Source organism: Fodinicurvata halophila, from assembly GCF_042651425.1.
GTDB classification, from domain to species: Bacteria; Pseudomonadota; Alphaproteobacteria; order Kiloniellales; family DSM-21159; genus Fodinicurvata; species Fodinicurvata halophila.
The window spans coordinates 32,405-56,029 of sequence record NZ_JBHSCW010000001.1; the positions used below are offsets into that span (position 1 = coordinate 32,405).

Consider the following 23,625-nt stretch of genomic DNA (forward strand, 5'->3'; position numbering starts at 1 on the left):
CCGCAGAGGGAGCAGAGAGAATGTCATGTTGAAGGGGTGCATGAGACGGGTCCAGATGGCGCTGGCTCTCGTTTTCTTCGCGGGACCGGCCTCGGCCGATCCGATCGAGGTGATCGACCTCGCGGGGCGCAGTCTGAGCATCGAACGGCCGGTTGAGCGTTTCGTGATCAGTGAGGGGCGCTACATCTCGCTGATGGCCCTGCTGCGGCCGGAAGCGCCCGTCGAGGGACTGGTCGGCATGATGTCCGGCTATGGCCATACCCAGCCGGAGCTTGAGCGCCAGCTCTTCCGGAAATTTCCCGAAGCTCGCGACATCCCCCTCTTCGGCACCCGCAGCGCGGAAAGCGTCTCCGTCGAACGGATCATCGACCTGCGGCCACAGGTGGCAATCTTCGGCCTTGGCGATCACGGTCCGGGTACGGATAGCGCCGAGCTGATCTCCCAGCTCGAGGCGGCGGGGGTTACCGTGATCTTCATAGACTTCCGCCTTGACCCCCTGAACAACACACTGCCGTCGATCGAGTTGCTCGGCGAAGTCTTCGGTGTCCAGGACCGCGCCGCCACTTATGCCGACTTCTATCGTGAAAGGCGCACAGGCATCGAGCAGGGGCTTTCCGGACTCGAGCGCCGTCCGAGCGTCTTCCTGCAAGTCCATCCCGGCCGCTTTCCCTGCTGCTGGGGAATGGCGGATGGTATGCTCGGGCCTTTTGTCGGCCTTGCCGGCGGCCGGAATATTTCCGACCCTGTGGCCCCGGGCCCGACGGCACAGCACACGGCCGAGTTCCTGCTGACCGAGAACCCTGAAGTGTGGATCGGTACGGCGTCGGGCACCTTGTCGGAATACCAGTCGAACAAGGAGCCGGTCGGGCTCGGTGCCGGATTCACGCCGGAGATGGCCCGCGACAGTCTGAAGCGCTATCTCGACACGCCGGAATTCCAGGCCCTGGACGCCGTGCGCGAGGGCCGCGCCCACAGTGTCTGGCACAATTTCTACAACTCGCCCTTCAATATCGTCGTCCTCGAAGCCTTCGCCCACTGGATCCATCCGGAGCGCTTCGCCGAGCTCGATCCCCAGGCGACGCTGGAGCAGATCTTCGAAACCTATCTGCCATTCGAGCTCCAGGGGACCTATTTTGCGACTGTCGGGAATGAGTGAGCCCTCAAACGCGCTTCACCACCGTTTTGGCCAAGTCACTCAACGGCGTCGCGTGACGCTGCTGCTGCTCGCCCTGGCGCTGCTGTTGTGCTTCACACTCGACCTTCAGGCCGGTCCGGCCGAGCTCGGCCTCGGGCAGGTGCTGGGCGGCCTGTTCGACCCCGCAAGCCTGGAGTTGCGCCACCGCATCATTCTCTGGGACGTGCGCCTGCCGGATGCGGTGATTGCGCTGGCGGTTGGCGCGGCTCTGGGCCTCGCAGGCATCGAGACCCAGACCATCCTCGACAATCCTCTGGCCAGCCCCTTCACGCTCGGCGTTTCCTCCTCGGCGATGCTGGGGGCCAGCATCGCCATCGTGCTGGCGCCGACACTTGCGTTCCTGCCGATCACCGCAGTGCTCCCGCTGCTGGCACTGGTCTTTTCCCTCGCCTCCGGCCTGCTCATCCTAGCGGTGGTGCGGATCACCGGGGGGGGCGCGGGAGATCGTCGTGCTGTTCGGCATTGCCCTGGTCTTTCTCTGCAATGCCCTGACGGCGGCGCTTCAGTATATTGCCGAAGCCGAGGCCACCCAGCAGATCGTGTTCTGGTCGATCGGCAACCTGACCAAGGCCGGCTGGCTCGAGGTCGCCATCGTCAGCACGTGTTTTCTTGCCGTATTGCCATTCAGCCTGCGCCAGGTCTGGCAAATGACGCTCCTGCGCGGCGGCGAGGCCTATGCACGCAGCACAGGTCTGGACGTTGCGCGTCTCAGGACCTGGACGATCCTTCGCGTTTCGCTGCTCGCGGCCTTTGCGGTCTGTTTCGTGGGAACCATCGGCTTCATCGGCCTGGTCGGCCCTCACATTGCCCGCATGCTGCTTGGCGAAGACCACCGCATGCTGGTGCCCGGTGCGGCGATCTGCGGAGCCCTGTTGCTCTCCGCCGCCTCCTTCCTCTCCAAGTCGCTGCTGCCCGGTGTGATCATTCCCGTCGGCATCCTCACCTCCGTGGTCGGCGTGCCACTGTTCCTGGTGCTTCTGGCACGGCAGAGGAGGCAGCCATGAGCGGATTCGAGGTGGAGAAACTCTGCGCGCTCTACGGACGCAAGCAGGTCCTCTTCGAGGTCACCCTGCCCGCCCTGGCTGACGGAGAGATCCTCGGCATCCTCGGGCCCAATGCCTCGGGAAAGTCGACGATGATACGCTGCCTGGCGCGAGAGATGCCGGCCTCGGGCACGGTCCGCCTCGACGGCCGGGACCAGAGCGCGATTGGCCGGGACGACTGGTATGCGAAGGTTGCCACCATGCCGCAAATGCCGCCGGCACCTTCGGCCCTGCTGCCGACCGAACTGATGTGGAGCACGGCACGGGCTCTGAACCTGGAGTTCTCCGATCGCGAGTTGGCGGCGCACATCGAGGCGATCTTCCTCCGCCTCGGCCTCGACGAGCTGGCCTTGTCTCCCCTGCAGACCCTCTCCGGTGGCAAGCGGCAGCTGGTCGGCTTCGCCCTGACCCTGATCCGCGATCCGGAGCTGATGCTGCTCGACGAGCCCACCTCGGCCCTGGACCTCTACTGGCGCATGATCGTCCTCGATCTCGTGCGCGACCGGCTAACGGAACATGGAGGAATCGCCATCGCCGCCCTGCACGACCTCGATCTGGCGGCGCGCTACTGCGACCGCCTGGTCTTGCTGGAGGAAGGGCGCGTGCTGGCCGCCGGCACCCCCAGAGAGGTGCTGACTGCCGCCAACCTGGCCCAACTCTATCGCGTGGAAGCGGAGGTGTCGGACGATGCCGAGGGCCGGCTGCGCATCCATGTGGTGCGGCCGCTCTCGGGCTAGTTCCGCCTCTAGGGCCCGTTACTCCACTCAATCGCCAAGTCCTCGCGCCAGGCGAAACGGACAAGATGGTCCCCTACGACAGTCTTGACCGTCTGCAAATCAGCCTGATCTTCCGCCTCGCAACAGAGAACGAGTGCTTCCCTCTCCACCTCCATACGGCACGTACCCATATCGAACTCTAGCCTGCCGCTGCTCGCCTCCCACTGGGCAGGAATCTTGTGAGAGAAATGCTTGCAGAGCTGATCGAGATAGCGGCCGGCTTTTTCCGTGCGAACGCGGGCTTCGGAACTGGGCATGCGTCAAATCCTGATTGTTGCGTTTGCCTCTGGGCAGGGGCTTCAGGCGAGTCGGGGAGGCTCTGATCAGGTCCCCTTCGATCGATCCGTCAGAGCACTTCCAGGATGCAGATCTGGCAGCTGTAGCCTTCCTTGCGGTGATAGGGCGCTTCCTTCACCGCCTTGATGCTGACCAGGCCACGCTTTTCCATGTCCTCCAGGTAGTCCGGGTAGCCGTCGGCCTCCCAGACCTTCTCATGCACCGTCACGACGATCTGCCCGCCCTTCCGGGTTATGCGGGCCAACTCGTCCAGGGCCTCCGGCTTGACGTGGCCGCTGGTGAACACGCCGACCGAAATGGCGGCGTCATAGCTGTCGTCGGCGATTTCCAGCGGAACGGTCATGTCCGCTTCGGCCAGCTTGTCATAGGCACCCTTCTCGCGGGCCACCTCCAGCATCTCGCCGGACAGGTCGATGCCGTCGATATCGCCGAACCCCAGCTTCTTCAGCTCCACGCCGGCCAGGCCGGTGCCGCAGCCTGCATCCAGGACCTTCGCGTCCCTGGCGACCAGGCCAGACAGTTCCTTGGCCACCAGGCCGGGCGCCACATAGCCCATCCCGTCCAGAGTATCGCGGTCGTACTGTTCGGCCCATTCGGCATAGACGCGGCGGGTTTCCTCCTTGTCGCCGTCCAGGGCATAGACGCGGCGCAGCAGCGGATTGTTCTCGCTCATGAGCTTCCTTTGTCCTCTTCATGGTGGCCGATGAGCACGCGACCATAGGCAAAAGGCCCGGCATTGGCAAACCGCCCCGGCCCTGCCCGCCTACTCGTCCACGGGTTTGGTACGGGCACGCTTCACGGCGCCACGCGCCTTCTTGTTCTCCAGGCGCCTGCGCTTGCTGGCCAGAGGCGGCCGGGTCTGGCGCCGCGGCTTCGGCGGCTGCGCCGCCTTCTGCACCAGGGCCACCAGGCGCTCGCGCGCATCCTGGCGATTGCGCTCACGCGTGCGGAATCGCCGCGCTTCGATCAACAGTTCACCCTCCTGGGTCAACCGCCGACCGGCCAGGGACATCACGCGTTGGCGAACCTCTTCAGGCAGGCTGGGCGAGTGCGCCACATCGAAGCGCAACTGCACGGCCGTGGCCACCTTGTTCACGTTCTGCCCACCGGGGCCGGAGGCCTGGATGAAGCTCTCCTCCAGCTCCGTTTCAGGAATCGAGATTCGCCCCGTCACCTTCAGGTGGCTCATACCCTGCACCTTCTACTTGCTCAGGAACCTGCTATTCTGGAGTCATCATGCAGGAAAGCCCAGTCCACAACCGCGATGACAGCGACGCCTATGCATTCCGGCCTGTCCAGCGCTCGGACATGCCAATGCTCGGCCACTGGCTGCGGTTGCCTCAGGTCAGCCGCTGGTGGGGCGATCCGGCCGAACAGCTGAGCCTGCTGGCCTCCGACCTGGACGAACCCGGCATGGTCATGAACCTGGTGACCTTCCAAGGTCGCCCGTATGCCTATATCCAGGATTATGCGATACACCGCTGGCCGCAACCGCACCTGACCGCCCTGCCCCAGGGCAGCCGCGGCCTCGATTGCTTCATTGGCCGTCCGGAGATGTTCGGCGGGGGTCACGGCAGCGCCTTCCTGCGCCGGCGTGCGATTCAGCTCAGGGCCACCGGCGCTCCCACGGTCGCCATCGACCCCGACGTGCGCAACCTGCGCGCCCGCCGTGCCTGCCTTGCCGCAGGATTCCGGAGTCGGGGCGAGGTGGACACAGACGAGGGCAGGGCATGCCTGCTGGTCTTCGACGGCTGAGGCGAACACGCGAGCCGGGGCTAGTAGGCCCAGTCCCGGCCCTCGGCCTTCGCCCGCTCGCGTGCGCTCGGATTCTTCGAGGGGCGGAAGGGCACCTCGGTGACGACCGCCTCCACAGGCTGGCCCGAGACCTCACTGTAGGCTTCAGGCACCTCCACCTTAAGTTCCGTGCCCAGCTCCGTCAGGTCCCAGGGGACATAGCCCAACGCGATGTTGGTCTCCAGCTCCGGCGACCACCAGGGCGAGGTGACATAGCCGACACGCTCGCCCGCGCTGTTCTGGATCAGCCAGAAGTCGGACGCGTAGTCGGTGATGGCATGGCCGCCTAGCTTCATCCCGACAAGCTTGAGCGCGAAGGGATAGCGTCCCGCATCGATCTCGGCGCGCTGGCGCTCCAGTTCGGGCTTGCCGATGTACTCGGCCGTTTTCTTGCGCGGCACCTGATAGGCCAGATTTACCTGGAAAGGCGAGGTCTCCGCGTCCATGTCCTGGCCCCAGGACAGGATACCTGCGGCGATGCGCCGGTGGTGTGCGGGGGCGATCACACGCAGGCCATAGCTGGCGCCGGCCCCGCGAATGGCATACCAGACGGCCTCGGCCGCTTCCGTGGCGTTGCGGACATAGATCTCATAGCCCTTCTCGCCCGTGAAGCCGGTCTGGCTGACCACCACGGGACAGCCGGCCAGCTCCGTTTCCATCAGGCCGTAGTAGGGCAGTTGCCCGACGCCGCTGCCGAACAGCTCGGTCATCAGTTCCTCGGACAGGGGGCCCTGCACCTGCAGCGGTGACACGTCGATCTCGGCAATATCCACGTCCCAGCGCCGACCCAGGTTCACGCCCTGAAGCCAGAGCAGCAGATCGGAATCCGAGATCGAGAACCAGAATTCGTCCTCGGCCAGGCGCAGCAGAACCGGATCGTTCAGGATACCGCCCTTCTCGTTGCACAGGATGCAGTACTTGCCGCGCATCGGCTGGATCTTGGTGGCATCCCGGGTGATGACGAAATTCACGAAGGCCTCGGCGTCGGGCCCCTTCACCTGGATCTGGCGCTCCACCGCCACATTCCACAAGGTAACGCGATTGACCAGGGCGTCGTACTCCGCCATGGCGCCGCCGTCCTCAGGCCGCACATAGCCGCGCGGATGGTACATGCGGTTGTAGACCGTGGCGCGCCAGGCCCCGGCCTCGATGGACAGGTGCCAGAAGGGTGACTTGCGCACACGCGTCGAGATCAGCATCTGCACCGGCGTCGGACCGGACTGCCTCAGGTTGCATGGCACGATCCGATCGGACTGATCGATGGCCGGCACGTTCGGATGGATGCGGTTCTTGTGGGTGGGCGGAGTGGTCGGAGACATATGCACGCTCCTTTCTGTCCTCGGTTGCACCTATCGGCACAGCAGGACCTGACGCCGAGATCCTTCCAGGACTATAGGGCCTTCACAACCGAGAGGGTGCCTGCGGAACGCCGCCTGTGTGCTCAGGGGCGACGGCCATGAGTCACACGTGGAAACAAGGCCCTCCCCACGCAATGCCGACAGCGACAGATGCTTGATATGCCTCTCGTGCAAGGAACCCCTTGGCGCTGCTCAACGAAGGATGGGCGCTTTGTTGCGGCAGGCTGCTTCGGTCCCTAGACTGGGTGCGAAAAGATAATTCGTCATAAGGGAATACCAGAGCATGTCAGCTGTGATGGAAGAACCGCGTATCCGGACTGCTCCCACGAACCTGCTTTGGCCGGGCCAGCGCAACGTGGCGGTCGTCTTCAACATCGCCTACGAGGCCTGGTCACCCGGACAGAGCTCGGGAGTGGGCCCCATGGGAAACCCCCTACCGGCGGGCATGTTCGACCCAAATGCCGACAGCTACGGCCGCTACGGCGCGAATGCGGGCATTCACCGCCTGATGCGCATGCTGGACCGCGCCGGCGTGCGTGCCAACGTCTTCGCATCGGGTGTTCTCGCCGAACGGGACCCCACCCAGGTCAAGGCGGTCTCGGACGCCGGCCACGAGATCGTGGCGCACGGCTACGCCCAGGACCTAATACCAGCCACGCTGACGGCCGAAGCGGATGAGGACTATATCCAACGCACGACGGACCTCCTGACACAGGTGACCGGCACCCGGCCCAAGGGCTGGATCAGCCCGCGCGCCACGGCGGGTGTGGAGACCAGGCGGCGCCTGGCGAAACACGGCTACGAATGGCAGGGCGATGCCCTCGATGCCGACCTGCCCTATGTCGAGGAACTGCCGGACGGCGAGCTTCTCGCCATTCCCCTGTGCACCGACTTCAACGATCTGTCCCACTCCATGCGCTTCGGGCGGACACCGCAGCAGTTCATCGAGAACTTCGAGGAATGCCTGGAGGCTCTGTTGAAGCTGCGCGACGACACGGTGATCCTCGACGTGCTGGTGCATACCCATTGCTACGGCCGGCCGGCGGGAGCATGGGCTTACGGCGAGCTGGCCCGGCGCTGTGCCGAACGTGACGACATCTGGCTGACGACCCGCGGCCAGATTGCCGAACAGGTCCGACAGCACCTTTGACGCCGGCTGCACGGCGCCGGCCTGAAGGCATTGTAGAGAGCACAGGAAGAGGAACAGGATATGCTGATCGATTGGAGCAAGTTGCCGAAAATCCCCGGGATGCGCGCGGGATCCGAACGCAAGGCGATTTGCGGCGACAAGATGTCGGCCGTGAAGGTCGAGACGCAGCCCGATGCCCATTTCGACGGCAAGACCCACTGGCACGAGAACGAACAGATGCTGATCATGGTCTCAGGCAGTGTCTGGCTGCGCGTCGACGACAAGGAATTCGAGGCCACTGCCGGCGACATGGTGTTCTTTCCCGCCGGCTCGCACCACGCCGCCATCGGGACCGGCCCGGAAGGCTGCGTCTACTACGAGCTCTTCGCCCCAGCCCGCCCCGACCAGCTACCGGGCTGGGTGGGCTCGAGCGTCCTCAGGTTTGATTGAGGGGCGCCTGTTGTCCGGTCCGTTCGTGCCGGAGAAACTGTAAACCATGTGTCCGGAACGGACCTGAGAAATGGTGACCCCGGCAGGATTCGAACCTGCGACCCCAGGATTAGGAATCCTGTGCTCTATCCGGCTGAGCTACGGGGCCACTTGAGGGTTTTATAGCAGCGCCAACGCGCTTGCCCAAGCACGCTATTCAGGCTTACCGCCCTGCCCCATCAGGCCAGGTCCTTGTACTTCTCCGTCGCCGCCACCAGGGCCTTACGGATGCCCGGCTCCATGGCCGAGTGGCCGGCATCGGGGATCAGCACGAACTCCACCTTGGGCCAGGCATCACGCAGTTCGAAGGCGGTGACCGGCGGACAGACGCAGTCGTATCGACCCTGCACGATGGTGCCGGGGATGTCCTGGATGCGATCCACGTTGTCCAGCAGGGAATTGGGTGGCAGGAACACGCCGTTGAGGAAATAGTGCGCCTCCATGCGCGCCAGGCCCAGCGCCATGGTGTCCTGTCCGAAGGCGGCTACGGTCTCCGGACTGGGCAACAGGGTGGAACAGCTGCCCTCGTAAGTGCTCCAGGCACGCGCCGCCGGCATGTGAACCGCCGAATCCGGGTGCATCAAGCGCTTGTGATAGGCACGCAGGATGTCCTGGCGCTCTTCTTCGTCCAAGGGGGAAACCAGCTTGTCCCAGATATCGGGAAAGAAAGAGCGCAGGCCATAGAGGAACCAGTTCACCTCGCTCTCACGGCACATGAAGATGCCGCGCAGCACCAGGGCCCGCACGCGCTCGGGATGGGTCTCGGCATAGGCCAGCGCCAGGGTCGAGCCCCAGGAACCGCCGAAGACCTGCCAGGTCTCGATCTTGAGCATCTGGCGCAGGCGCTCCATGTCCGCGATCAGATGAGCGGTTGTATTCTCCTCCACCTCACCGAGGGGGCGCGAGCGACCGGCCCCGCGCTGGTCGAAGATGACGATGCGATAGTGCTTGGGATCGAAGAAGCGACGATGAGTGGCAGAGGCGCCGGCCCCCGGCCCCCCGTGCAGGAAGATCACGGGCTGGCCGTCGGGATTGCCCGACTGCTCCCAATAGATCTCGTGCAGGTCGCTGACCTTCAGGTAACCGCTGTCATAGGGCTCGATGGGAGGGAAAAAATCCAGATCCGTCATGCTCACCGCTTCTTTGCTTGTTCATGGGACCGGTCGACAGATGCGTCCGGCGGACAGGATCCCCCTTATAACGCAGGTATCGCTTTTGAACACCGCCTGTAGCGTCCCATGGTTCCGAGCGCCCGGAAACGGCAAGCTTACCCCGAAACGCAAGAGTCTGTAATCTTGCCGAATTCATACCCCGGAATACAGCTCATGCGAACACTCTTCACCTTCCTCCTATTGGCCGTACTCGCTGTCCCCTTCCAGGGTCGTGCAGAGGACACGCCTGTTTCCACCTCGCTTGAAGCCAAGGGCATCCGCCCGGACTTCACGCTGGAACTTGCCTCGGGCGAGACAGTGCTGCTGGCGGGGATCCTGCCACCGGCCGCAGTCCTGGCGACGCAAGCAGAAGCCGAACCATGGCAGGAGCAGGCCCTGGCCCTGCTGCGCACGATCGCACAAGGCCACTCCCTCAGGCTGGTCGATACGGAAATTCCCAGGGACCGGCACGGCCATCGTCCTGGCCAGGTATTCCTGGCGGACAGTCCGGAAACCTGGCTGCAAGGGGCCCTGGTCCGGGAAGGACTGGCCGTCGTCCAGGGCGCGCCGGCCCGGCGCGCGGGACAGGCCGAGCTGCTGGCCCTGGAGGACGAGGCCCGGCGGGCCGGTCGCGGCATGTGGCATCTGCCGCAACTGGCCCCCCTGTCCCATGAAGCCGCCGGCGAGGCCGTGGGCCGCTGGCGCCTGGTCGAGGGACAGGTGCAGGAAACGGCGCAGGTCCGGGGGCGCGGCTATATCAATTTCGGTGCGGATTGGCGCGAGGACTTCACGATCTATCTCGATCCTGAGAGACTTGCGCAGTTCGAAGAGGCAAGCGGTCCGTTGAACAGGCTCCAGGAGCGGCGGCTGCGGGTCAGGGGATGGCTTGTTTCCTACAATGGTCCCATGATCGAGTTGAGCTATCCCGAACAGATCGAGGTACTGGAATGACAGAAAAGACCCCACCCCGCCATCCGCGAAAATGGCTTGCCGGACTGTTCCTGGTCCTGGCACTGCCCGCCATGGCGGGGTGCGAGACCGCACCGGCGACGGGCGAGCAGATATTCACCGGCGGCCTGACCCAGGAGCGTGAGCGCGAGATGGGTCGCGACATGCACGAGGAAGCCAAGGAGCAATTCGGCGGCACCTATGAGGATCAGGAGCTGAACGCGTACGTCAGTTCCATCGGCAATCTGTTGGCCCGCACCTCGGAAATGCCGGACCTGGATTTCACCTTCACGGTGATCGACAGCCCGGATGTCAACGCCTTTGCCCTGCCCGGCGGCTACGTCTACGTCACACGCGGGCTGGTGGCACTGGCCAACAACGAGGCTGAGCTGGCCAGCGTGATCGGCCACGAGATTGGCCATGTGACCGCCCGCCATGCCGCAGAGCGCCAAGGGTCGTCCGTGCTGGCCGGTGCGGCGCAGCTGGGCCTGGCTGTCCTGCTGGGCGGCGAAGCGGCCCAGGCCGCCGCCCCCGTCTCCGCCGCCATGATCCAGAGTTACAGCCGGGAACAGGAATTCGAGGCCGACACCCTGGGAATCCGCTACCTGGCCCGGGCCGGCTATGACACCCGAGCCTCCAGCGCCTTCCTGAACTCGCTGCTGCAGAACAGCCGCCTTCAGGCGGAAATGGCCGGCCGCGGTGGATCCGCCGACGAGTTCGACATCATGCAAAGCCACCCGCGTACGGCCGAACGCGTGGAGCAGGCAGCAGCTCGGGCCGGGGTCACCACGCCTCAGGACCCCATGCTCGAGCGGGATCTCTATCTCTCGAAGATCGACGGCATGCTCTACGGCGACAGTCCCGACCAAGGCTTCATTCGCGGGCGCCGCTTTTCCCATCCAGAGCTGCGCATCACCTTCACCGTACCGGAAGGATTTCACCTTCAGAACAGCAGCGACAAGGTGGTGGCCAGCGGCCCGAACGGGGCAGGCATTATCTTTGACGGCGCCCGTCAGCAGAGGGGCGGCTCCATGCAGGACTACCTGACCCGGGAATGGGCGTCCGGCGTGGGGCTGCAGCAGGTGGAAACACTGGAGATCAACGGCATGCAGGCCGCCACGGGCGTGGCCCGCGCCAACACCAACCAGGGCCCCCGCGACCTGCGGCTGGTGGCCATCCGCTACGACGGCAATGAGCTCTATCGCTTCATGTTCGTGACTCCGCCGCAAAGCACGAACCAACTCTCGCGGGGACTGCGCGAAACCACCTACAGCTTCCGGCGCCTGAGCCAGAGTGAGGCCAATTCCCTGCGCCCCTATCGCCTGCGTATCCACGAGGTGCGCTCAGGCGAGAGCGTTGCCGACATCGCCCAACGCCTGCCGTTCGAAAACTATCGCGAGGCCCGCTTCCGGGTTTTGAACGGACTGGGACCCAACGATCGTCTGCGGGCCGGCGAGCAGGTCAAGATCGTGGTGGAGGACTGAAGCCGCGCAGGCACATGGCAGCCATCCGTTTTTCGAGCAGGCAAAGCGTTTGCGGAACAGGTCGAAGGACGGTGAAATCTCCTGATGACGAACCTCTGCCGATGTGACGGCAGGGCAAGAGGGGAGATTTCATGTCCAGCCTGCGCCTTCGGGTATCCCTGGAGAAGGAGGCGCTGAAGGCCATAGCGGGAGCCTTCCTGGCCGTGTTGGTGGGAATCGGGCTGTCCCGCTTCGCCTATGCGCCACTGTTCCCGGCCATCATCGAGGCCGGCTGGTTCGACCCCGGACAGGCCGCCTACCTGGGGGCCGCGAATCTGGCCGGCTACCTGCTGGGAGCCATCTGCGGCCAGCGACTGGTCGCCTACTGCTCCACGGCTACGGCCCTGAGAGCGCTCATGCTCCTGGCCACACTGGCCTTTGCGGCAAGTGCCTTTCCCCTGTCCTTTGCCTGGTACTTCCTGTGGCGTCTGCTGTCCGGGCTGACCGGCGGCGCACTTATGGTCCTGGCGGCCCCCGCCGCTCTCTCCCAGAGCCCGCCGGCCCTGCGCGGCCTCGTCTCGGGCGCGGTCTTCACGGGTGTCGGCCTGGGCATCATGCTCTCCGGCACCCTGGTGCCCGCCCTTTTGACCCAGGGGCTGCCCGCCACCTGGTTCGGACTGGCCCTGCTCTCGCTTGGCGCCACCCTGGCCTCCTGGACCTGGTGGCCGCGGGACCGGGTTCCAGATTCCGGCGAAAAGACAAAGCCAGCTTCGAACCGGCGCTCCATCCTGCGCGGCGACATGCTGGCCATCTATGCCAGTTACGGCCTGATCGCCATCGGCCTGGTGCCACACATGGTCTTCCTGGCCGATTTCATCGCCCGCGGCCTGGACCAGGGGATATTCATCGCCGGCATCTACTGGGCCATCTTCGGTCTCGGTGCCCTGATGGGCCCACTGGTCTCCGGGCGCCTTGCCGACCTGATGGGGTTCGGCACATCGCTGCGCTGCCTGCTGTTACTGAACATCGCGACCGTGGGTCTGCTCTGCATCAATCACACAATTCCAGCGCTGGCGCTTTCAAGCCTGCTCGCCGGCGCCGCAGTCACCGGCAGCGTCACGCTGGTCCTGGGCCAGACCCGCGCCCATCTCTCCGAGCCCTTGCTGCACGGCCACGCCTGGAGCCTGGCCACGGTCACCTTCGCTCTCGGCCAGGCGGCCAGCGGGTATGGCTTTTCCTGGCTCTTTGCACGCAGCGACGGAGATTTCCGCCTGCTGTTCCTCATTGCGGCCATCGCCCTGCTGCTGGCGCTCGCGGCCAGTCGCCTGTCGTACCACCTGCATGGAAAGGGCGAGGGATCCTCTGCCTGAAGTCGCCGTCAGCTCGCCTGCATGAGTTCGCGGGGGGCACGGCTGTAATCCAGGACAGCCGCGCGGAGCTTGCCGAGGGCACGGTTCTCGAGCTGGCGCACACGCTCCTTGCTGACGCCCAGTCGCTGACCCAGGGTTTCCAGGGTCACGACATCCTCATCCTCAGCCAGTCGACGGGCCTCGATGATAGCCCGCTCGCGCTGGTCCAGGCACTCGAGAGCCTCGCTCAGCCAGCGTGAACGCTGCTGGATATCGAGGGCATACATCGTGCTGTCCTCCGGACCTGCGCGGTCGTCCGCCAGAAAGTCCTGCCACTCCGTCTCCTCCTCGTCGTTCAGGGTGGCGTTGAGCGACTGGTCGCTTCCGGACAGCCGGAGTTCCATGGATTCAACGTCACTGAGGGCAACCTTCAGGTCGCGTGCAATCTTGCTGCGCCCTGTATCGTCCAGGCTTGTGCCGCTGGCTTCCTCGATCTGGGCGCGCAGGCGCCGCAGGTTGAAAAACAGGGCCTTCTGGGACGCCGTGGTGCCGGTGCGCACGATCGACCAGTTCCGCAGGATGTAATCCTGGATGGCCGAACGGATCCACCAGGTCGCATAGGTGGAAAAGCGGACCTCGCGCTCCGGTTCGAAACGGGCCGCGGCCTGCATCAGGCCGACGGAACCCTCCTGGACCAGATCATTGACCGGCAGTCCATAGTGACGAAACCGCATGGCACTGGAGATGACCAGTCGCATGTAGCTGCGGATCAATTCGTGCAGCGCTGCCTCGTCCTGACGCTTGCGCCAGGCTGTGGCCAGTTCGAATTCATGCTCGCGGCTCAGCATGGGCTCGGCCATGCTGCGACGAATGAAGCGGGCACCGGCGCGCTGAGTCTGGCTGTCTTCATAATGCGCCATGGGATCCTTCCTTGCCTGTCTCTTGCGTACACCTTTGTTTATTTGCGTTACGCAAGACACAGCTGACCGGATCACACCGGGCAGCAGAAGCAGGCAGAATGGGTAGACGCGGGAAAAGAGGGGGTCAGACTTCCAGCATGTCCACGACCTGCCCGTCGGGAAGCAGACAGGCCGCCAGAAGCGGCCCACCGAAGCCGCAGCCGCCATCCAGCGTAAGGGTATAATCCTCCATTACCAGGCCGGGATGGTTTTTCTCGAAGCCCCGTACGACCCGCCTGTAGCTGCTGTAGGGCTCCTCCAGCGTGGCGAAGCCGTTGCTGCTCCACCAGAAACTGTCCCGCTGGGTTTCCAGGGGACGCGAGGGATCGAAGCCGCTGTGCACGAACAGCAGGCTGTGATCTTCGGTATAGGCAGCGCGGCGAATGGATCCCATGAATTCGTAATGACCTGGCCGGGACTGGATGCGCGAACGCAGCGACTGTGTCCAGCGGGTCAGGCCCACCGTTCCGCTGCCGGCCACGCGACGCGCCTCCTCTGGATCGAACCCATAGGTTTCCAGGGTGGCGCCGACGCCCTGCTGCAGCATCCATTCCAGGACCGCACGGGGATCGGTGGCAAACTGCAGCTGCAGCAGCTTCTGCCACATCTCCTCCTGCCCGCCACGCAGGAAGACCACCTGCTCCTCGATCGACGGCTCCAGGGTCAGGAAGGCCGTGCGAAACCCCAGCAACTCATCCAGCGTCTCGCCGCAGGCTGCGCCACGACCGATCATGTTCCCCAGGTAAACCAGGCGATCTCCGGGTTCTGCCCTCGGCCACAGGGCCTCGTGCAGGGCAACCAGACGTTCCGCCTCGCCATGAATGGAAGCAACGGCCCAGACGCGCTGTGTATTGCTCAGTTCCCCGAAAATCTGCCCGCTGCTCATCTCGCCGCCGTTGTTTGCCATGCTGTCTTGTCGCGACTCGGTCCCAGCGACAAGGGTATCAGCATCGCCGGCCACTGCACAGAGAGCAGCTATCCACAGGACAGATCTCGCTCCGGCGCCAAAGGTGGGGTGCAGCGATCATGCCGCAACAGAACGCCGGGTTCAGGCCGCCTTCAGCATGCTCTCGAGTCTTTCCGCCGCCGCGGCTTCGTCGATCTGCTCCAGGGCCGCAAACTCCCGGGCCAGCCGATCCAGCGCCGCCTGGTACATCTGGCGCTCGCTGTAGGACTGCTCGGGCTGGTCGTCGGCACGGTGCAGGTCGCGGACAACCTCGGCAATGGACACGGGATCGCCGGAGTTGATCTTCGCCTCGTATTCCTGGGCGCGGCGGCTCCACATGGTGCGCTTGGCGCGACTGCGCCCCTTGAGGGTCGTCAGTGCCGATTCCATGATCTTCTTGGAAGACAGCTTGCGCAGGCCCGACTTGTGCGCCTTCTCCACAGGCACACGCAGGATCATGCGGTCATGCTCAAACTTGATCACGATCAGTTCGACCTTGAATCCGGAAATATCCTGCTGTTCGACCTCAAGAACGCGCCCAACCCCGTGGGTCGGGTAAACCACGAAATCACCCGCCGAGAACTCCAGTTTCTTCGCCATCTTTCGCTTCTGTCTCCGTATAACGGCTTGCGGTACACCGCATAGCGACAGCCATGGGCCAGGAGTATCCGGCGTTTCGTCAGACAAATAAGCATTGGGCCCGGACGCGGAAACACGTACTTGCCGCCGTCAGGCTTATCTGTTAGCGAGATGCAGGATCAAAGGCTCAGCTGTCTGCAAAAAAGAATGGCACACTCAACGCGGCCACCATCTTTTGCAAATATACTACACTCAGCCCTAAAATACAACGCACCTGCAAAATGGCGAAGCGCACGTACGCGCTCCAGAGTGGACGGAGCTATTCACTCTGACCCGGATTCGACGTGAAGTACTTCTCGTACTTGTTCTCCTCGCCCAGGTGTTTGTCGGCGTCGGTAGGGGCTTCACCCTTGGCTATGATGTTCGGCCACTGCTCACTGTAGTCCTTGTTCAGCTCCAGCCACTTGTCCGCTTCGGGATCACTGTCCGGCAGGATGGCTTCAGGTGGGCATTCAGGCTCGCAAACACCGCAGTCAATGCACTCGTCGGGGTGAATGACCAGCATGTTTTCGCCTTCGTAGAAGCAGTCGACGGGACAAACCTCCACACAATCCATGTACTTGCACTTGATGCAGGCTTCCGTCACCACGTAGGTCATGCTTCTTCTCTCCTGTCGCGACCGAGGTCGCGCTGCTACTCTGATATCCGTTTATATAATCTCTAGGCGGCGTCGTCTAAACACCTCACAAAACAGATCGGGGTTCTTTCTACCCGAACACAGGGTTCACTCAAGCCCCCTTGTCCAGAAAATACGATATTTGCTTGTTCAAAATCAATATTCACACTCAAAACAAAGGGAATATTGCTCCGCATGACCAAACAGCACAGTCCAGCCGCACTGCGCAATCGTGCTCCCATCACCGATGTCCTGGCCACGACCTTGCCGGACTCAGGGCAAGTGCTGGAGGTCGCCAGCGGCAGCGGCGAGCATGTAATCCACTTTGCTGGTCGCTTCCCGGCTCTGACCTGGATTCCCAGCGATCCCGCACCAGAGGCCCGAGCCAGCATTGCCGAGCACCTCGCCGACGCCGGCCTGCCCAACGTCCAATCGCCGCGTGCTGTGGACGTGAGCGACCCGGACTGGCCCGCCACACTGGACAACACAGGTGGGCTGCAGGCCATTGTCTGCATCAACATGATCCATATCGCCCCCTGGCAGGCCTGCCTGGGGCTGTTCGAGGGCGCGGCGCAGCTGTTGCCACGAGCTGCCCCCCTATACCTCTATGGACCCTACAGGCGCGGGGGCGGCCATACCAGCCAGAGCAACGCCGCTTTCGATGCCCAGTTGAAGCAGAGCAATCCGCTCTGGGGCCTGCGCGATCTGGAGACGGTCTGCGAGGAGGCCGAAGCGCGCGGCTTCACCCATGAGAGAACCGTGGAGATGCCTGCCAACAATCTCTCCGTCATCCTCCGCAGGGCGTGAACACCGGCCAGGGAACAGCTGGCCGTGGCCGGCCCCCAGAAGGCGCGTCCCACCTAGCGGACCAGGAAGGACAGGCCATCGCTGTGGGCATCACGCGCCACGCGACAGCTGCCCGACCCGGAGCCCGTGGCCCCCGTGGGACAGTAGATGGCGTTGATCAGGCTGCGGCGAGCTTCGCCCGGCAAGCCGGAGAGTGCCGCATCCAGTGGTTCGTCCCGTTCGAGCACGCCGCTGATGACGTGGGCGGCCGCACCTGCGGAATCCCCGCCTCCCGCGGCAAGTGCGAGCCGTGAACGCGGTATGTTCTGGTTGCCGATGACGGCTGTTGTCAGAGAATCCAGGGCTTCGCCCTGCACCGGTTCGGCAGCGATGATGCCGCTGTCCTCCAGCAGCACCTGCTTGCCGAACAGGGCGCCCATGGAGAATTCGCAGGCCACGGCACTGCCAAAGCGATCGGCCACGACCAGACCTGCCGAGGGTACGTCACGCCCCCTGTAGGCCGTGGCATTGGCTTCGCCCTCGTTCAACGCCCGGACCAACCGCTGGCGCAGGGGCCGGTCCTCGAAGGGGCCGGCGGGCAGGAACAGCTTGTCGTTGTCGACCTCGATCTCCTGCGGCACCTCCCTCAGCGGGCGTACGCTACGTACGGCCTCCGCGCTCAGGTCCAGCTGCGCCCGGTTTGCGGCGTCCTCCAGCAGGGTCGCCAGCGTATTGCCGGCACTGTATCCGACTCCCTGGCGCCTCAGGTTGCCCAACAGCCCGGCCAGGCCGGGCTGCACAAGCTTGTCGCCTTCCCGCAGCAGCGAACCATCCTCGCGGCGCAGCAGGCGTCCCAGCTGCGACTCCTCGGGAATTTGCTCGGCCGCTTCATTGATATCCCTGGCGAAGGCCCGGCTGACGGGAACGCCGCGACGGGCGAGGTTCTCCACCGGCACCAGCAGCTCCTCCCAGTTGGTGGCGCCGTGAAGCGCGTGAAGCAGCGCCAGTCCCCGGCTCATGGCCGGAGCCGGGGTGGCCCCGCCGGAGGCCTGAGGCAGGAAGGTCACCGAGACGGCATCGCGTTCGCTGCCAAGATAGGAAACACAGACACCGCCGCCGCCGGGGTTGGCCCGCGACGGCATGGTCGCGCCCATGGCAAAGCCCATGGCCACGGCGGCATCGGCGGCGCTGCCATTGTCCGAGAGAACGTCCCGGCCCACCACTGCAGCCTGCGGTTCGTCGGCCGCAACCAGTCCCGCAAAGCCTTCGACCGCCTGGCGTTCTCCCGGTTCCTGAACGGAACCGCAGGCCGTGAGCGTGATGAGGCAAAGCGCCACAATTCCGCCACGCAACTTGCGTTGAGTTGGGATCAGAGCCTTACTAGACTTGTCCGAGGGAATAACGGTGGTCCGGGTCGAGCGGATGCGTTTCATCAAGATCTTTGCCTTGCTTCTGGGATTGTTGGTCTGGACGTCCGCCACGGCGTGGGCCCAGGGCGTCACGGTTATCCGCGATGCAGAGATCGAACATAGCGTGCGTACCTTTGCGACGCCACTCTTTCAAGCCGCAGGGCTGAATCCCAATACCCTGGAGATATTCCTGATCGAGGAGGATACACTCAACGCCTTCGTGGTGCCCGGCGGCAAGATGTTCCTGAACACCGGGCTGATCCTGCGTACGGAAGAGCCCACCCAGCTGATGGGCGTCATCGCGCACGAGACGGGCCACATCGCGGCAGGCCACACCTTCTCGCGCGGCGACCAGGTGCGCAACGCCACTCTCAAGGCCATTGCCGGCGCCCTGCTGGGCCTGGGGGCGGGCCTGGCCACGGGCGAAAGCGGGGCCGCAGCGGCCGGCAGCATCATCGGCCAGGACATGGCTCTGCGCGGTCTGCTGTCCTTCACGCGCGGCCAGGAGAACGCCGCCGATCAGGCAGCCATAGACTACATGCGCAGTGCCGGCTACAGCCCTCAGGGCCTGCTCGATTTCATGCAGATCATGGAAGACCAGGAAGCCCTGATGAGCAGCAGCCAGGAACCATACCTGCGTACCCACCCGATGACCCGGGACCGTGTCAGGGCCCTGGAGCAGGCCGTTCGGGAATACTCCGGCGAAGCCGGCGACATCGAGCCCGAACTGGCCCGGATGCATGCCCGCATGCGGGCCAAGCTGTCCGGCTTTCTGGAATCCGAGCGCCGGGTCCAGCGCCGTTATCCCGAGAGCGACACCTCCGTGCCGGCGCGCTATGCCCGGGCCATCTCCGACTACCGCAACGGCCGACTGGAGCGTGCCCTTGATGGCATGGGCGCCCTGATCGAGGAGCATCCCAACGACGCCTTCTTTCACGAGATGCGCGGCCAGATGCTGATGGAGCATGGGCGGCTTGAGGAAGCTCTGCCCGACTACCGCACCGCCACGGAACTGCTGCCCGAGGAGCCGCTTATCCGGCTGTCCCTGGCCCAGGTCCAGGTTCACCTGGATCGCCCCGAGATGAATGAGGCCGCCCTCGAGAACCTGGCAAAGGTCAGGGCCAGGGAAGACGACAATCCCACGGCCTGGCGCCTGACGGCCATCGCTCGCGGGCGCCAGGGTGACAAGGGCCGCGCCGCCCTGGCCCTGGCCGAGATGAACTACGCCCGCGCCGAGTGGCGTGAAGCCGTCGGCCAGGCCGAGCGCGCAAAGAAACTCCTGGACAACAGCACTCCGGCATGGCTGCGTGCCAGCGACCTGTCCGAGGCGGCCTCACGGCGCGCCGACGAGCAGAACTGAACCAACCGACCCCACGGAAAGTCATCGGGAGAAAAACCATTTTCAGAGCCATTCCCGCGCTGCTGAGCGCCGGTCTTTTCGCTTTCTGCCTGCCCGCTTCCGGCCTTGCCCAGGACAGTTCCACGCCGCTGTCGGAGGCCGAACGCAGTGCCATGGAACGTGTGGTGGAGAACTACATTCTGGAGAACCCGGAGATCATCCTGCGCGCCCTGGAGGTTCTGGAGACGCGAAAGCAGGAGGAAGCACAGCGGAGCCGGCAGCAGGCACTTGAGGAGAATCGGGACGCGCTGTTCCGCGATCAAACCACACCGGTGCTTGGCAACCCGGACGGCCAGCTGACCCTGGTGGAATTCTTCGACTACCAGTGCGGCTACTGCAAGGAAGCCTCGCCAGGCCTGCAGCAGCTGCTGGAACGCAACGCCGAGGTGCGGTTGGTGATGAAGGAGTTCCCCATTCTCGGTCAGGCCTCGATGACCGCCGCACGCGCTGCCCTGGCGGCCCGCGAACAGGATCGCTACGAGGAGCTGCACTGGGCCCTGATGGCGCATCGCGGGCAGCTCGATGAGAACCGGATCATGGACATCGCCGAAGAGGCCGGCCTGGACACGGAACAACTGCGCGAGGACATGGGCAGCCCGCATATCGACGAGGAACTTCGCAGGAACTATGCACTGGCGGAGAATCTGAACATCAATTCCACGCCGACCTTCGTCACGCCCTCAGCCGTGATCCCCGGTGCCCTGCCGGCGGACCGGCTGGAATCCATGCTGGAGGACCAGGCCGACTGAGTCGCCGGCCCCGACGCGTCAGAGTTGCCCTGCCCGCGCGGTCGTGATAACGCTTGCGCGCTCTATTTTTCGGGTGGGAGAGCTTCTTGGCACGCTTGCCGCATATCCTGGTCCTGAATGGCCCCAACCTCAATCTGCTTGGCACGCGCGAACCGGAAGTCTACGGGCGCACGACACTGGCCGAGCTGGAGGAATTCTGCCGCACCAGCGGCGAAGCCCTGGGCCTGTCGGTGGACTGCCGACAGTCCAACCGCGAAGGCGAACTGGTGGATTGGGTCCAGGAAGCTCGCGACTCGGCCCAGGGGCTCGTTCTCAATCCGGCAGGCTACAGCCATACCTCCGTCGCTCTTCGCGATGCCGTCTCGGCGGTGGGCTTGCCGTTGATCGAGGTTCATCTCTCGAATATCCATAGGCGCGAAAGCTTCCGTCACCACTCCTACATCAGTGCGGTGGCCGAAGGCGTGATCTGCGGACTGGGGGTTGAAGGCTATCGCCTCGCCCTTCAGGCGCTCGCACAGAAACTGAAAGGTTGAGTCAGGAATGACGGGTAAATTTCCGTTCGATGAAGACGCTGTACGCAAGCTTGCGGGAATCCTCGAAGAGACAGGCCTGAGCGAGATCGAGGTGGAATCGGGCGATGCCCGCATCCGGGTCGCCAAAAACCAGACCGTTGTCGCCTCTGCACCGGCGGCGGCCGGGACGCCGGCCGCGCCCCCTGCGCCAACGGCCGGCGCGGACCTCGAAGAGCCACAGGAAACCGGCCATGTCGTCGCCTCCCCCATGGTCGGCACGATCTACCTTTCCCCCGAACCCGGGGCGGCACCGTATGTATCCGTCGGAGACAAGGTTACCGAAGGCCAGACCCTGTTGATCGTCGAGGCCATGAAAGTCATGAACACCCTGCCCTCGCCGGTGTCCGGGGTGGTGCGCAAGATTCTCGTCGATGATGGCCACCCAGTGGAATTCGACGAACCCTTGATCGTGATCGAATAAGCGGACAGGACAGCAGAACGTGTTCGAAAAGGTCCTGATAGCCAACCGCGGAGAAATCGCCCTTCGCATCCATCGCGCCTGCCGTGAAATGGGAATTGCGACGGTGGCCGTGCACTCCACGGCCGACGCCGATGCCATGCACGTGCGCCTGGCCGATGAAAGCGTGTGCATCGGCCCGCCGCCCTCAAGCAAGAGCTACCTGAACATCCCAGCCATCCTCTCCAGCGCCACGCTGACCGGCGCCGACGCCATCCATCCCGGCGTCGGCTTCCTGTCCGAGAACGCCCGCTTCGCGGAGATGGTGGAGGAACATGGCATCACCTTCATCGGTCCGACCTCGGAGCACATCGCGATGATGGGCGACAAGGTGCGCGCCAAGGTTGCCGCCAAGGAACTGGGCCTGCCGGTGGTTCCCGGCTCGGAGGGTGCGGTCACTTCCTTCGAGGATGCCCGGTCCATCGCCGGCGATGCCGGCTATCCCGTCCTGATCAAGGCGTCTGCCGGCGGCGGCGGACGCGGCATGAAGGTAGCCCGCAACGAAGGGGAACTGCAGGACGCCTATCGCATGGCCCGCAACGAGGCCAAGTCCGCATTCGGCAACGACGAGGTCTACCTGGAGAAATACCTCCAGAAACCGCGCCATATCGAGGTCCAGATCCTGGCCGACGGCAAGGGGGGTGCCATCCACATGGGCGAGCGCGACTGCTCGCTGCAGCGCCGGCACCAGAAAGTGCTCGAGGAGGCGCTCTCGCCCGCGCTCAACGCCGAGGAGCGGCACCGCATCGGCGAAATCGCCCGCCAGGCCATTCTCAAGATGGGGTACGAGTCCGCGGGTACGCTGGAATTCCTCTACGAAGACGGCGAGTTCTTCTTCATCGAGATGAACACGCGCCTGCAGGTCGAGCACCCGATCTCGGAAGCCATTACCGGAATCGATCTGGTGCGCGAGCAGATCCGGGTGGCGGCCGGTCATCCACTGCCCTTCTCGCAGGAGGACGTTTCCTTCTCCGGTCATGCCGTGGAGTGCCGGATCAACGCCGAGCACCCCAAGACATTTGCCCCTTCGCCGGGCCAGATCAAGGAGTACCATCCGCCGGGTGGCCTGGGCGTTCGCGTGGACTCCGCCATCTTCGGCGGCTATCGCGTGCCGCCGCATTATGACAGCCTGATCGCCAAGCTGGTGGTGCACGGCCAGACCCGCAACGAATGCCTGATGCGCCTGCGCCGTGCGCTGGGGGAGATGGTGATCGAAGGCATCGAGACCACCTTGCCGCTCCACCGGGATCTCGTGAACGACCCCGATTTCATCAATGGAGACTACGACATCCATTGGCTGGAACACTGGATGGGTGAACGCGACTGACGCACCTGCCACACGGCCCCCCACAGAGCAGCTCGCAGTCAGATGACCGGTTTCACCCGGGGGTGGCGAAAAAGGCCTTGCAGGCTTAAAATTGGCCCATGCAACTGACGGCCGACATGCTCCTGCGGGCCTATGCCCTCGGCATCTTTCCAATGGCGGAGAACAGCTCCGCCAAGGAACTGCATTGGATTGACCCCGAAATGCGCGGCATCCTGCCGCTCGATGCCGTGCATGTTCCCCGCAAGCTGCGCCGTCGCATCCTGAGACAGGACTTTCGGGTTACCTGCAATCAGGCGTTCCCCGAGGTCATACGCGCCTGTGCCGAGCCGGCCGTGGACCGGCCCGAGACCTGGATCAACGACACGATCAAGCAGCTCTATACCGAGCTCAACCGCATGGGCATGGCCCACTCCATCGAATGCTGGCAAAGCGACGAGGCGGGCCGGCCATACCTGGTAGGCGGCCTCTACGGCGTCTCCCTGGGCACGGTCTTCTTCGGGGAATCCATGTTCAGCCGTTGCAGCGACGCCAGCAAGGTAGCCCTGATCCATCTGGTCCTGCGCCTGCGCAGAAGCGACTTCACCCTGCTGGATACCCAGTTCACCACGCCCCATCTCCGGCAGTTCGGCGGCATCGAGATTCCCCGCGAACACTACAAGGCCCTCCTGTCCCGCGCGCTCAAGGACAATGCTGTCCTATGCGAGGAGATCGACCCCGAGGAGCTGCCGGGTCTGCTCGAGGAACTGAAACGCGAAAGCGGCTGAGAGGCTCTTC

General features: G+C 64.2%; 27 protein-coding genes, 1 tRNA gene and 1 pseudogene. 17 read left to right on the forward strand and 12 right to left on the reverse strand.

Going from position 1 to position 23,625, the window contains the following annotated elements:
- The first annotated feature begins 40 nt into the window (after positions 1-40).
- On the forward strand, positions 41-1,156 hold the full coding sequence (locus ACFOW6_RS00175; RefSeq protein ID WP_382419930.1) for an ABC transporter substrate-binding protein: 1,116 nt from the start codon (positions 41-43) through the stop codon (positions 1,154-1,156).
- Between the two features lie 4 nt (positions 1,157-1,160).
- Here the strand turns inward: ACFOW6_RS00175 and ACFOW6_RS00180 are convergent, their stop codons facing one another.
- Entirely contained in the window at positions 1,161-1,340 is a 180-nt protein-coding gene (locus ACFOW6_RS00180; RefSeq protein ID WP_382421013.1) for a hypothetical protein, read from the reverse strand.
- Here ACFOW6_RS00180 and ACFOW6_RS00185 point away from each other — a divergent pair.
- The 3 genes and pseudogenes from ACFOW6_RS00185 to ACFOW6_RS00195 form a co-directional block, all read left to right on the forward strand.
- A pseudogene (locus tag ACFOW6_RS00185) lies at positions 1,296-1,565 on the forward strand (iron chelate uptake ABC transporter family permease subunit); the annotation flags it as partial. The gene ACFOW6_RS00180 and the pseudogene ACFOW6_RS00185 sit on opposite strands and share 45 nt — an antisense overlap.
- 79 nt (positions 1,566-1,644) lie before the next feature.
- The gene (locus ACFOW6_RS00190; protein ID WP_382420997.1) at positions 1,645-2,199 is read left to right on the forward strand and encodes a FecCD family ABC transporter permease; all 555 of its coding nucleotides are present in this window, start codon (positions 1,645-1,647) and stop codon (positions 2,197-2,199) included.
- On the forward strand, positions 2,196-2,975 hold the full coding sequence (locus ACFOW6_RS00195) for an ABC transporter ATP-binding protein (protein WP_382420998.1): 780 nt from the start codon (positions 2,196-2,198) through the stop codon (positions 2,973-2,975). Before ACFOW6_RS00190 ends, ACFOW6_RS00195 begins: the two co-directional genes overlap by 4 nt.
- A gap of 8 nt (positions 2,976-2,983) precedes the next feature.
- On the opposite strand, the gene ACFOW6_RS00200 is transcribed toward ACFOW6_RS00195, so the two are convergent.
- From ACFOW6_RS00200 to arfB, 3 genes are all read right to left on the reverse strand, one after another.
- A complete protein-coding gene (locus tag ACFOW6_RS00200) occupies positions 2,984-3,271 on the reverse strand; it encodes a DUF2218 domain-containing protein (protein ID WP_382419932.1) in 288 nt (95 codons plus the stop codon).
- Between the two features lie 89 nt (positions 3,272-3,360).
- On the reverse strand, positions 3,361-3,984 hold the full coding sequence (locus ACFOW6_RS00205; RefSeq protein ID WP_382419934.1) for a class I SAM-dependent DNA methyltransferase: 624 nt from the start codon (positions 3,982-3,984) through the stop codon (positions 3,361-3,363).
- Between the two features lie 90 nt (positions 3,985-4,074).
- Complete coding sequence (gene arfB, locus ACFOW6_RS00210) at positions 4,075-4,500, reverse strand: alternative ribosome rescue aminoacyl-tRNA hydrolase ArfB (protein WP_382419936.1); 426 nt, start codon at positions 4,498-4,500, stop codon at positions 4,075-4,077.
- Between the two features lie 47 nt (positions 4,501-4,547).
- Here arfB and ACFOW6_RS00215 point away from each other — a divergent pair, with 47 nt between their 5' ends.
- Entirely contained in the window at positions 4,548-5,066 is a 519-nt protein-coding gene (locus ACFOW6_RS00215; RefSeq protein ID WP_382419938.1) for a GNAT family N-acetyltransferase, read from the forward strand.
- A gap of 20 nt (positions 5,067-5,086) precedes the next feature.
- Here ACFOW6_RS00215 and ACFOW6_RS00220 read toward each other — a convergent pair whose 3' ends face one another.
- On the reverse strand, positions 5,087-6,424 hold the full coding sequence (locus tag ACFOW6_RS00220; protein WP_382419940.1) for a glycine cleavage T C-terminal barrel domain-containing protein: 1,338 nt from the start codon (positions 6,422-6,424) through the stop codon (positions 5,087-5,089).
- Between the two features lie 322 nt (positions 6,425-6,746).
- Between ACFOW6_RS00220 and ACFOW6_RS00225 the strand changes: the two genes are divergently transcribed.
- Both ACFOW6_RS00225 and ACFOW6_RS00230 read left to right on the forward strand, forming a co-directional pair.
- The gene (locus ACFOW6_RS00225) at positions 6,747-7,613 is read left to right on the forward strand and encodes a polysaccharide deacetylase family protein (RefSeq protein ID WP_382419942.1); all 867 of its coding nucleotides are present in this window, start codon (positions 6,747-6,749) and stop codon (positions 7,611-7,613) included.
- Between the two features lie 60 nt (positions 7,614-7,673).
- Positions 7,674-8,042, forward strand: a complete 369-nt coding sequence (locus tag ACFOW6_RS00230) for a cupin domain-containing protein (protein WP_382419944.1) — start codon at positions 7,674-7,676, stop codon at positions 8,040-8,042.
- A gap of 71 nt (positions 8,043-8,113) precedes the next feature.
- Here ACFOW6_RS00230 and ACFOW6_RS00235 read toward each other — a convergent pair.
- Both ACFOW6_RS00235 and pip read right to left on the reverse strand, forming a co-directional pair.
- Positions 8,114-8,190, reverse strand: a tRNA-Arg gene (locus tag ACFOW6_RS00235).
- Positions 8,191-8,260: 70 nt separating this feature from the next.
- Complete coding sequence (gene pip, locus ACFOW6_RS00240) at positions 8,261-9,211, reverse strand: prolyl aminopeptidase (protein WP_382419946.1); 951 nt, start codon at positions 9,209-9,211, stop codon at positions 8,261-8,263.
- A 195-nt stretch (positions 9,212-9,406) separates the two neighbouring features.
- Here pip and ACFOW6_RS00245 point away from each other — a divergent pair, with 195 nt between their 5' ends.
- The 3 genes from ACFOW6_RS00245 (at position 9,407) to ACFOW6_RS00255 (ending at position 13,013) form a co-directional block, all read left to right on the forward strand.
- On the forward strand, positions 9,407-10,183 hold the full coding sequence (locus ACFOW6_RS00245) for a thermonuclease family protein (RefSeq protein ID WP_382419948.1): 777 nt from the start codon (positions 9,407-9,409) through the stop codon (positions 10,181-10,183).
- Positions 10,180-11,664, forward strand: coding sequence for a M48 family metalloprotease (locus ACFOW6_RS00250; RefSeq protein WP_382419950.1), 1,485 nt, complete (start codon positions 10,180-10,182; stop codon positions 11,662-11,664). The genes ACFOW6_RS00245 and ACFOW6_RS00250 overlap by 4 nt, the downstream gene beginning before the upstream one ends.
- Positions 11,665-11,795: 131 nt before the next feature.
- Positions 11,796-13,013, forward strand: coding sequence for a YbfB/YjiJ family MFS transporter (locus ACFOW6_RS00255; RefSeq protein WP_382419952.1), 1,218 nt, complete (start codon positions 11,796-11,798; stop codon positions 13,011-13,013).
- A gap of 8 nt (positions 13,014-13,021) precedes the next feature.
- Here the strand turns inward: ACFOW6_RS00255 and ACFOW6_RS00260 are convergent, their stop codons facing one another.
- The 4 genes from ACFOW6_RS00260 to fdxA all read right to left on the reverse strand — a co-directional run bounded on the left by ACFOW6_RS00260 (position 13,022) and on the right by fdxA (position 16,134).
- Positions 13,022-13,912 (reverse strand): RNA polymerase factor sigma-32, encoded by an 891-nt coding sequence (locus ACFOW6_RS00260; RefSeq protein ID WP_382419954.1) that lies wholly within the window; start codon positions 13,910-13,912, stop codon positions 13,022-13,024.
- A 124-nt stretch (positions 13,913-14,036) separates the two neighbouring features.
- On the reverse strand, positions 14,037-14,858 hold the full coding sequence (locus ACFOW6_RS00265; protein WP_382419956.1) for a hypothetical protein: 822 nt from the start codon (positions 14,856-14,858) through the stop codon (positions 14,037-14,039).
- Positions 14,859-14,999: 141 nt separating this feature from the next.
- A complete protein-coding gene (locus ACFOW6_RS00270) occupies positions 15,000-15,497 on the reverse strand; it encodes a CarD family transcriptional regulator (protein ID WP_382419958.1) in 498 nt (165 codons plus the stop codon).
- Positions 15,498-15,795: 298 nt separating this feature from the next.
- Positions 15,796-16,134, reverse strand: coding sequence for a ferredoxin FdxA (gene fdxA / locus ACFOW6_RS00275; protein ID WP_382419960.1), 339 nt, complete (start codon positions 16,132-16,134; stop codon positions 15,796-15,798).
- A gap of 213 nt (positions 16,135-16,347) precedes the next feature.
- Between fdxA and ACFOW6_RS00280 the strand changes: the two genes are divergently transcribed.
- A complete protein-coding gene (locus ACFOW6_RS00280; protein WP_382419962.1) occupies positions 16,348-16,959 on the forward strand; it encodes a DUF938 domain-containing protein in 612 nt (203 codons plus the stop codon).
- A gap of 53 nt (positions 16,960-17,012) precedes the next feature.
- On the opposite strand, the gene ACFOW6_RS00285 is transcribed toward ACFOW6_RS00280, so the two are convergent.
- Positions 17,013-18,371 carry a gamma-glutamyltransferase gene (locus ACFOW6_RS00285; protein WP_382419964.1) on the reverse strand — a complete coding sequence of 453 codons (1,359 nt, stop codon included), beginning with the start codon at positions 18,369-18,371 and terminating at the stop codon, positions 17,013-17,015.
- Here ACFOW6_RS00285 and ACFOW6_RS00290 point away from each other — a divergent pair.
- The 6 genes from ACFOW6_RS00290 to aat all read left to right on the forward strand — a co-directional run bounded on the left by ACFOW6_RS00290 (position 18,325) and on the right by aat (position 23,615).
- The gene (locus tag ACFOW6_RS00290; RefSeq protein ID WP_382419966.1) at positions 18,325-19,707 is read left to right on the forward strand and encodes a M48 family metalloprotease; all 1,383 of its coding nucleotides are present in this window, start codon (positions 18,325-18,327) and stop codon (positions 19,705-19,707) included. The two genes, ACFOW6_RS00285 and ACFOW6_RS00290, sit on opposite strands and share 47 nt — an antisense overlap.
- A gap of 152 nt (positions 19,708-19,859) precedes the next feature.
- Positions 19,860-20,495, forward strand: coding sequence for a DsbA family protein (locus ACFOW6_RS00295; RefSeq protein ID WP_382419968.1), 636 nt, complete (start codon positions 19,860-19,862; stop codon positions 20,493-20,495).
- An 86-nt stretch (positions 20,496-20,581) separates the two neighbouring features.
- A complete protein-coding gene (aroQ, locus tag ACFOW6_RS00300; protein ID WP_382419970.1) occupies positions 20,582-21,028 on the forward strand; it encodes a type II 3-dehydroquinate dehydratase in 447 nt (148 codons plus the stop codon).
- A gap of 7 nt (positions 21,029-21,035) precedes the next feature.
- Positions 21,036-21,488: an acetyl-CoA carboxylase biotin carboxyl carrier protein gene (gene accB, locus ACFOW6_RS00305; RefSeq protein ID WP_382419972.1), complete on the forward strand. Its 453-nt coding sequence runs from the start codon at positions 21,036-21,038 to the stop codon at positions 21,486-21,488.
- Positions 21,489-21,507: 19 nt separating this feature from the next.
- Positions 21,508-22,851 (forward strand): acetyl-CoA carboxylase biotin carboxylase subunit, encoded by a 1,344-nt coding sequence (gene accC, locus ACFOW6_RS00310; RefSeq protein ID WP_382419974.1) that lies wholly within the window; start codon positions 21,508-21,510, stop codon positions 22,849-22,851.
- Between the two features lie 98 nt (positions 22,852-22,949).
- On the forward strand, positions 22,950-23,615 hold the full coding sequence (gene aat / locus ACFOW6_RS00315; protein WP_382419976.1) for a leucyl/phenylalanyl-tRNA--protein transferase: 666 nt from the start codon (positions 22,950-22,952) through the stop codon (positions 23,613-23,615).
- Positions 23,616-23,625: the final 10 nt, after the last annotated feature.

Bases quoted from the DNA above. Each gene is read 5' to 3' on its own strand.
- ACFOW6_RS00255 (WP_382419952.1), top strand. From the start codon at position 11,796: ATGTCCAGCCTGCGCCTTCGGGTATCCCTGGAGAAGGAGGCGCTGAAG.
- arfB (WP_382419936.1), bottom strand. From the start codon at position 4,500: ATGAGCCACCTGAAGGTGACGGGGCGAATCTCGATTCCTGAAACGGAG.
- ACFOW6_RS00250 (WP_382419950.1), top strand. From the start codon at position 10,180: ATGACAGAAAAGACCCCACCCCGCCATCCGCGAAAATGGCTTGCCGGA.
- ACFOW6_RS00195 (WP_382420998.1), top strand. From the start codon at position 2,196: ATGAGCGGATTCGAGGTGGAGAAACTCTGCGCGCTCTACGGACGCAAG.
- ACFOW6_RS00260 (WP_382419954.1), bottom strand. From the start codon at position 13,912: ATGGCGCATTATGAAGACAGCCAGACTCAGCGCGCCGGTGCCCGCTTC.
- ACFOW6_RS00280 (WP_382419962.1), top strand. From the start codon at position 16,348: ATGACCAAACAGCACAGTCCAGCCGCACTGCGCAATCGTGCTCCCATC.
- ACFOW6_RS00270 (WP_382419958.1), bottom strand. From the start codon at position 15,497: ATGGCGAAGAAACTGGAGTTCTCGGCGGGTGATTTCGTGGTTTACCCG.
- ACFOW6_RS00215 (WP_382419938.1), top strand. From the start codon at position 4,548: ATGCAGGAAAGCCCAGTCCACAACCGCGATGACAGCGACGCCTATGCA.
- fdxA (WP_382419960.1), bottom strand. From the start codon at position 16,134: ATGACCTACGTGGTGACGGAAGCCTGCATCAAGTGCAAGTACATGGAT.
- ACFOW6_RS00295 (WP_382419968.1), top strand. From the start codon at position 19,860: ATGGAACGTGTGGTGGAGAACTACATTCTGGAGAACCCGGAGATCATC.
- accB (WP_382419972.1), top strand. From the start codon at position 21,036: ATGACGGGTAAATTTCCGTTCGATGAAGACGCTGTACGCAAGCTTGCG.
- aat (WP_382419976.1), top strand. From the start codon at position 22,950: ATGCAACTGACGGCCGACATGCTCCTGCGGGCCTATGCCCTCGGCATC.
- ACFOW6_RS00265 (WP_382419956.1), bottom strand. From the start codon at position 14,858: ATGGCAAACAACGGCGGCGAGATGAGCAGCGGGCAGATTTTCGGGGAA.
- ACFOW6_RS00205 (WP_382419934.1), bottom strand. From the start codon at position 3,984: ATGAGCGAGAACAATCCGCTGCTGCGCCGCGTCTATGCCCTGGACGGC.
- ACFOW6_RS00245 (WP_382419948.1), top strand. From the start codon at position 9,407: ATGCGAACACTCTTCACCTTCCTCCTATTGGCCGTACTCGCTGTCCCC.
- ACFOW6_RS00200 (WP_382419932.1), bottom strand. From the start codon at position 3,271: ATGCCCAGTTCCGAAGCCCGCGTTCGCACGGAAAAAGCCGGCCGCTAT.
- ACFOW6_RS00285 (WP_382419964.1), bottom strand. From the start codon at position 18,371: ATGAAACGCATCCGCTCGACCCGGACCACCGTTATTCCCTCGGACAAG.
- ACFOW6_RS00220 (WP_382419940.1), bottom strand. From the start codon at position 6,424: ATGTCTCCGACCACTCCGCCCACCCACAAGAACCGCATCCATCCGAAC.
- pip (WP_382419946.1), bottom strand. From the start codon at position 9,211: ATGACGGATCTGGATTTTTTCCCTCCCATCGAGCCCTATGACAGCGGT.
- ACFOW6_RS00230 (WP_382419944.1), top strand. From the start codon at position 7,674: ATGCTGATCGATTGGAGCAAGTTGCCGAAAATCCCCGGGATGCGCGCG.
- ACFOW6_RS00175 (WP_382419930.1), top strand. From the start codon at position 41: ATGAGACGGGTCCAGATGGCGCTGGCTCTCGTTTTCTTCGCGGGACCG.
- ACFOW6_RS00225 (WP_382419942.1), top strand. From the start codon at position 6,747: ATGTCAGCTGTGATGGAAGAACCGCGTATCCGGACTGCTCCCACGAAC.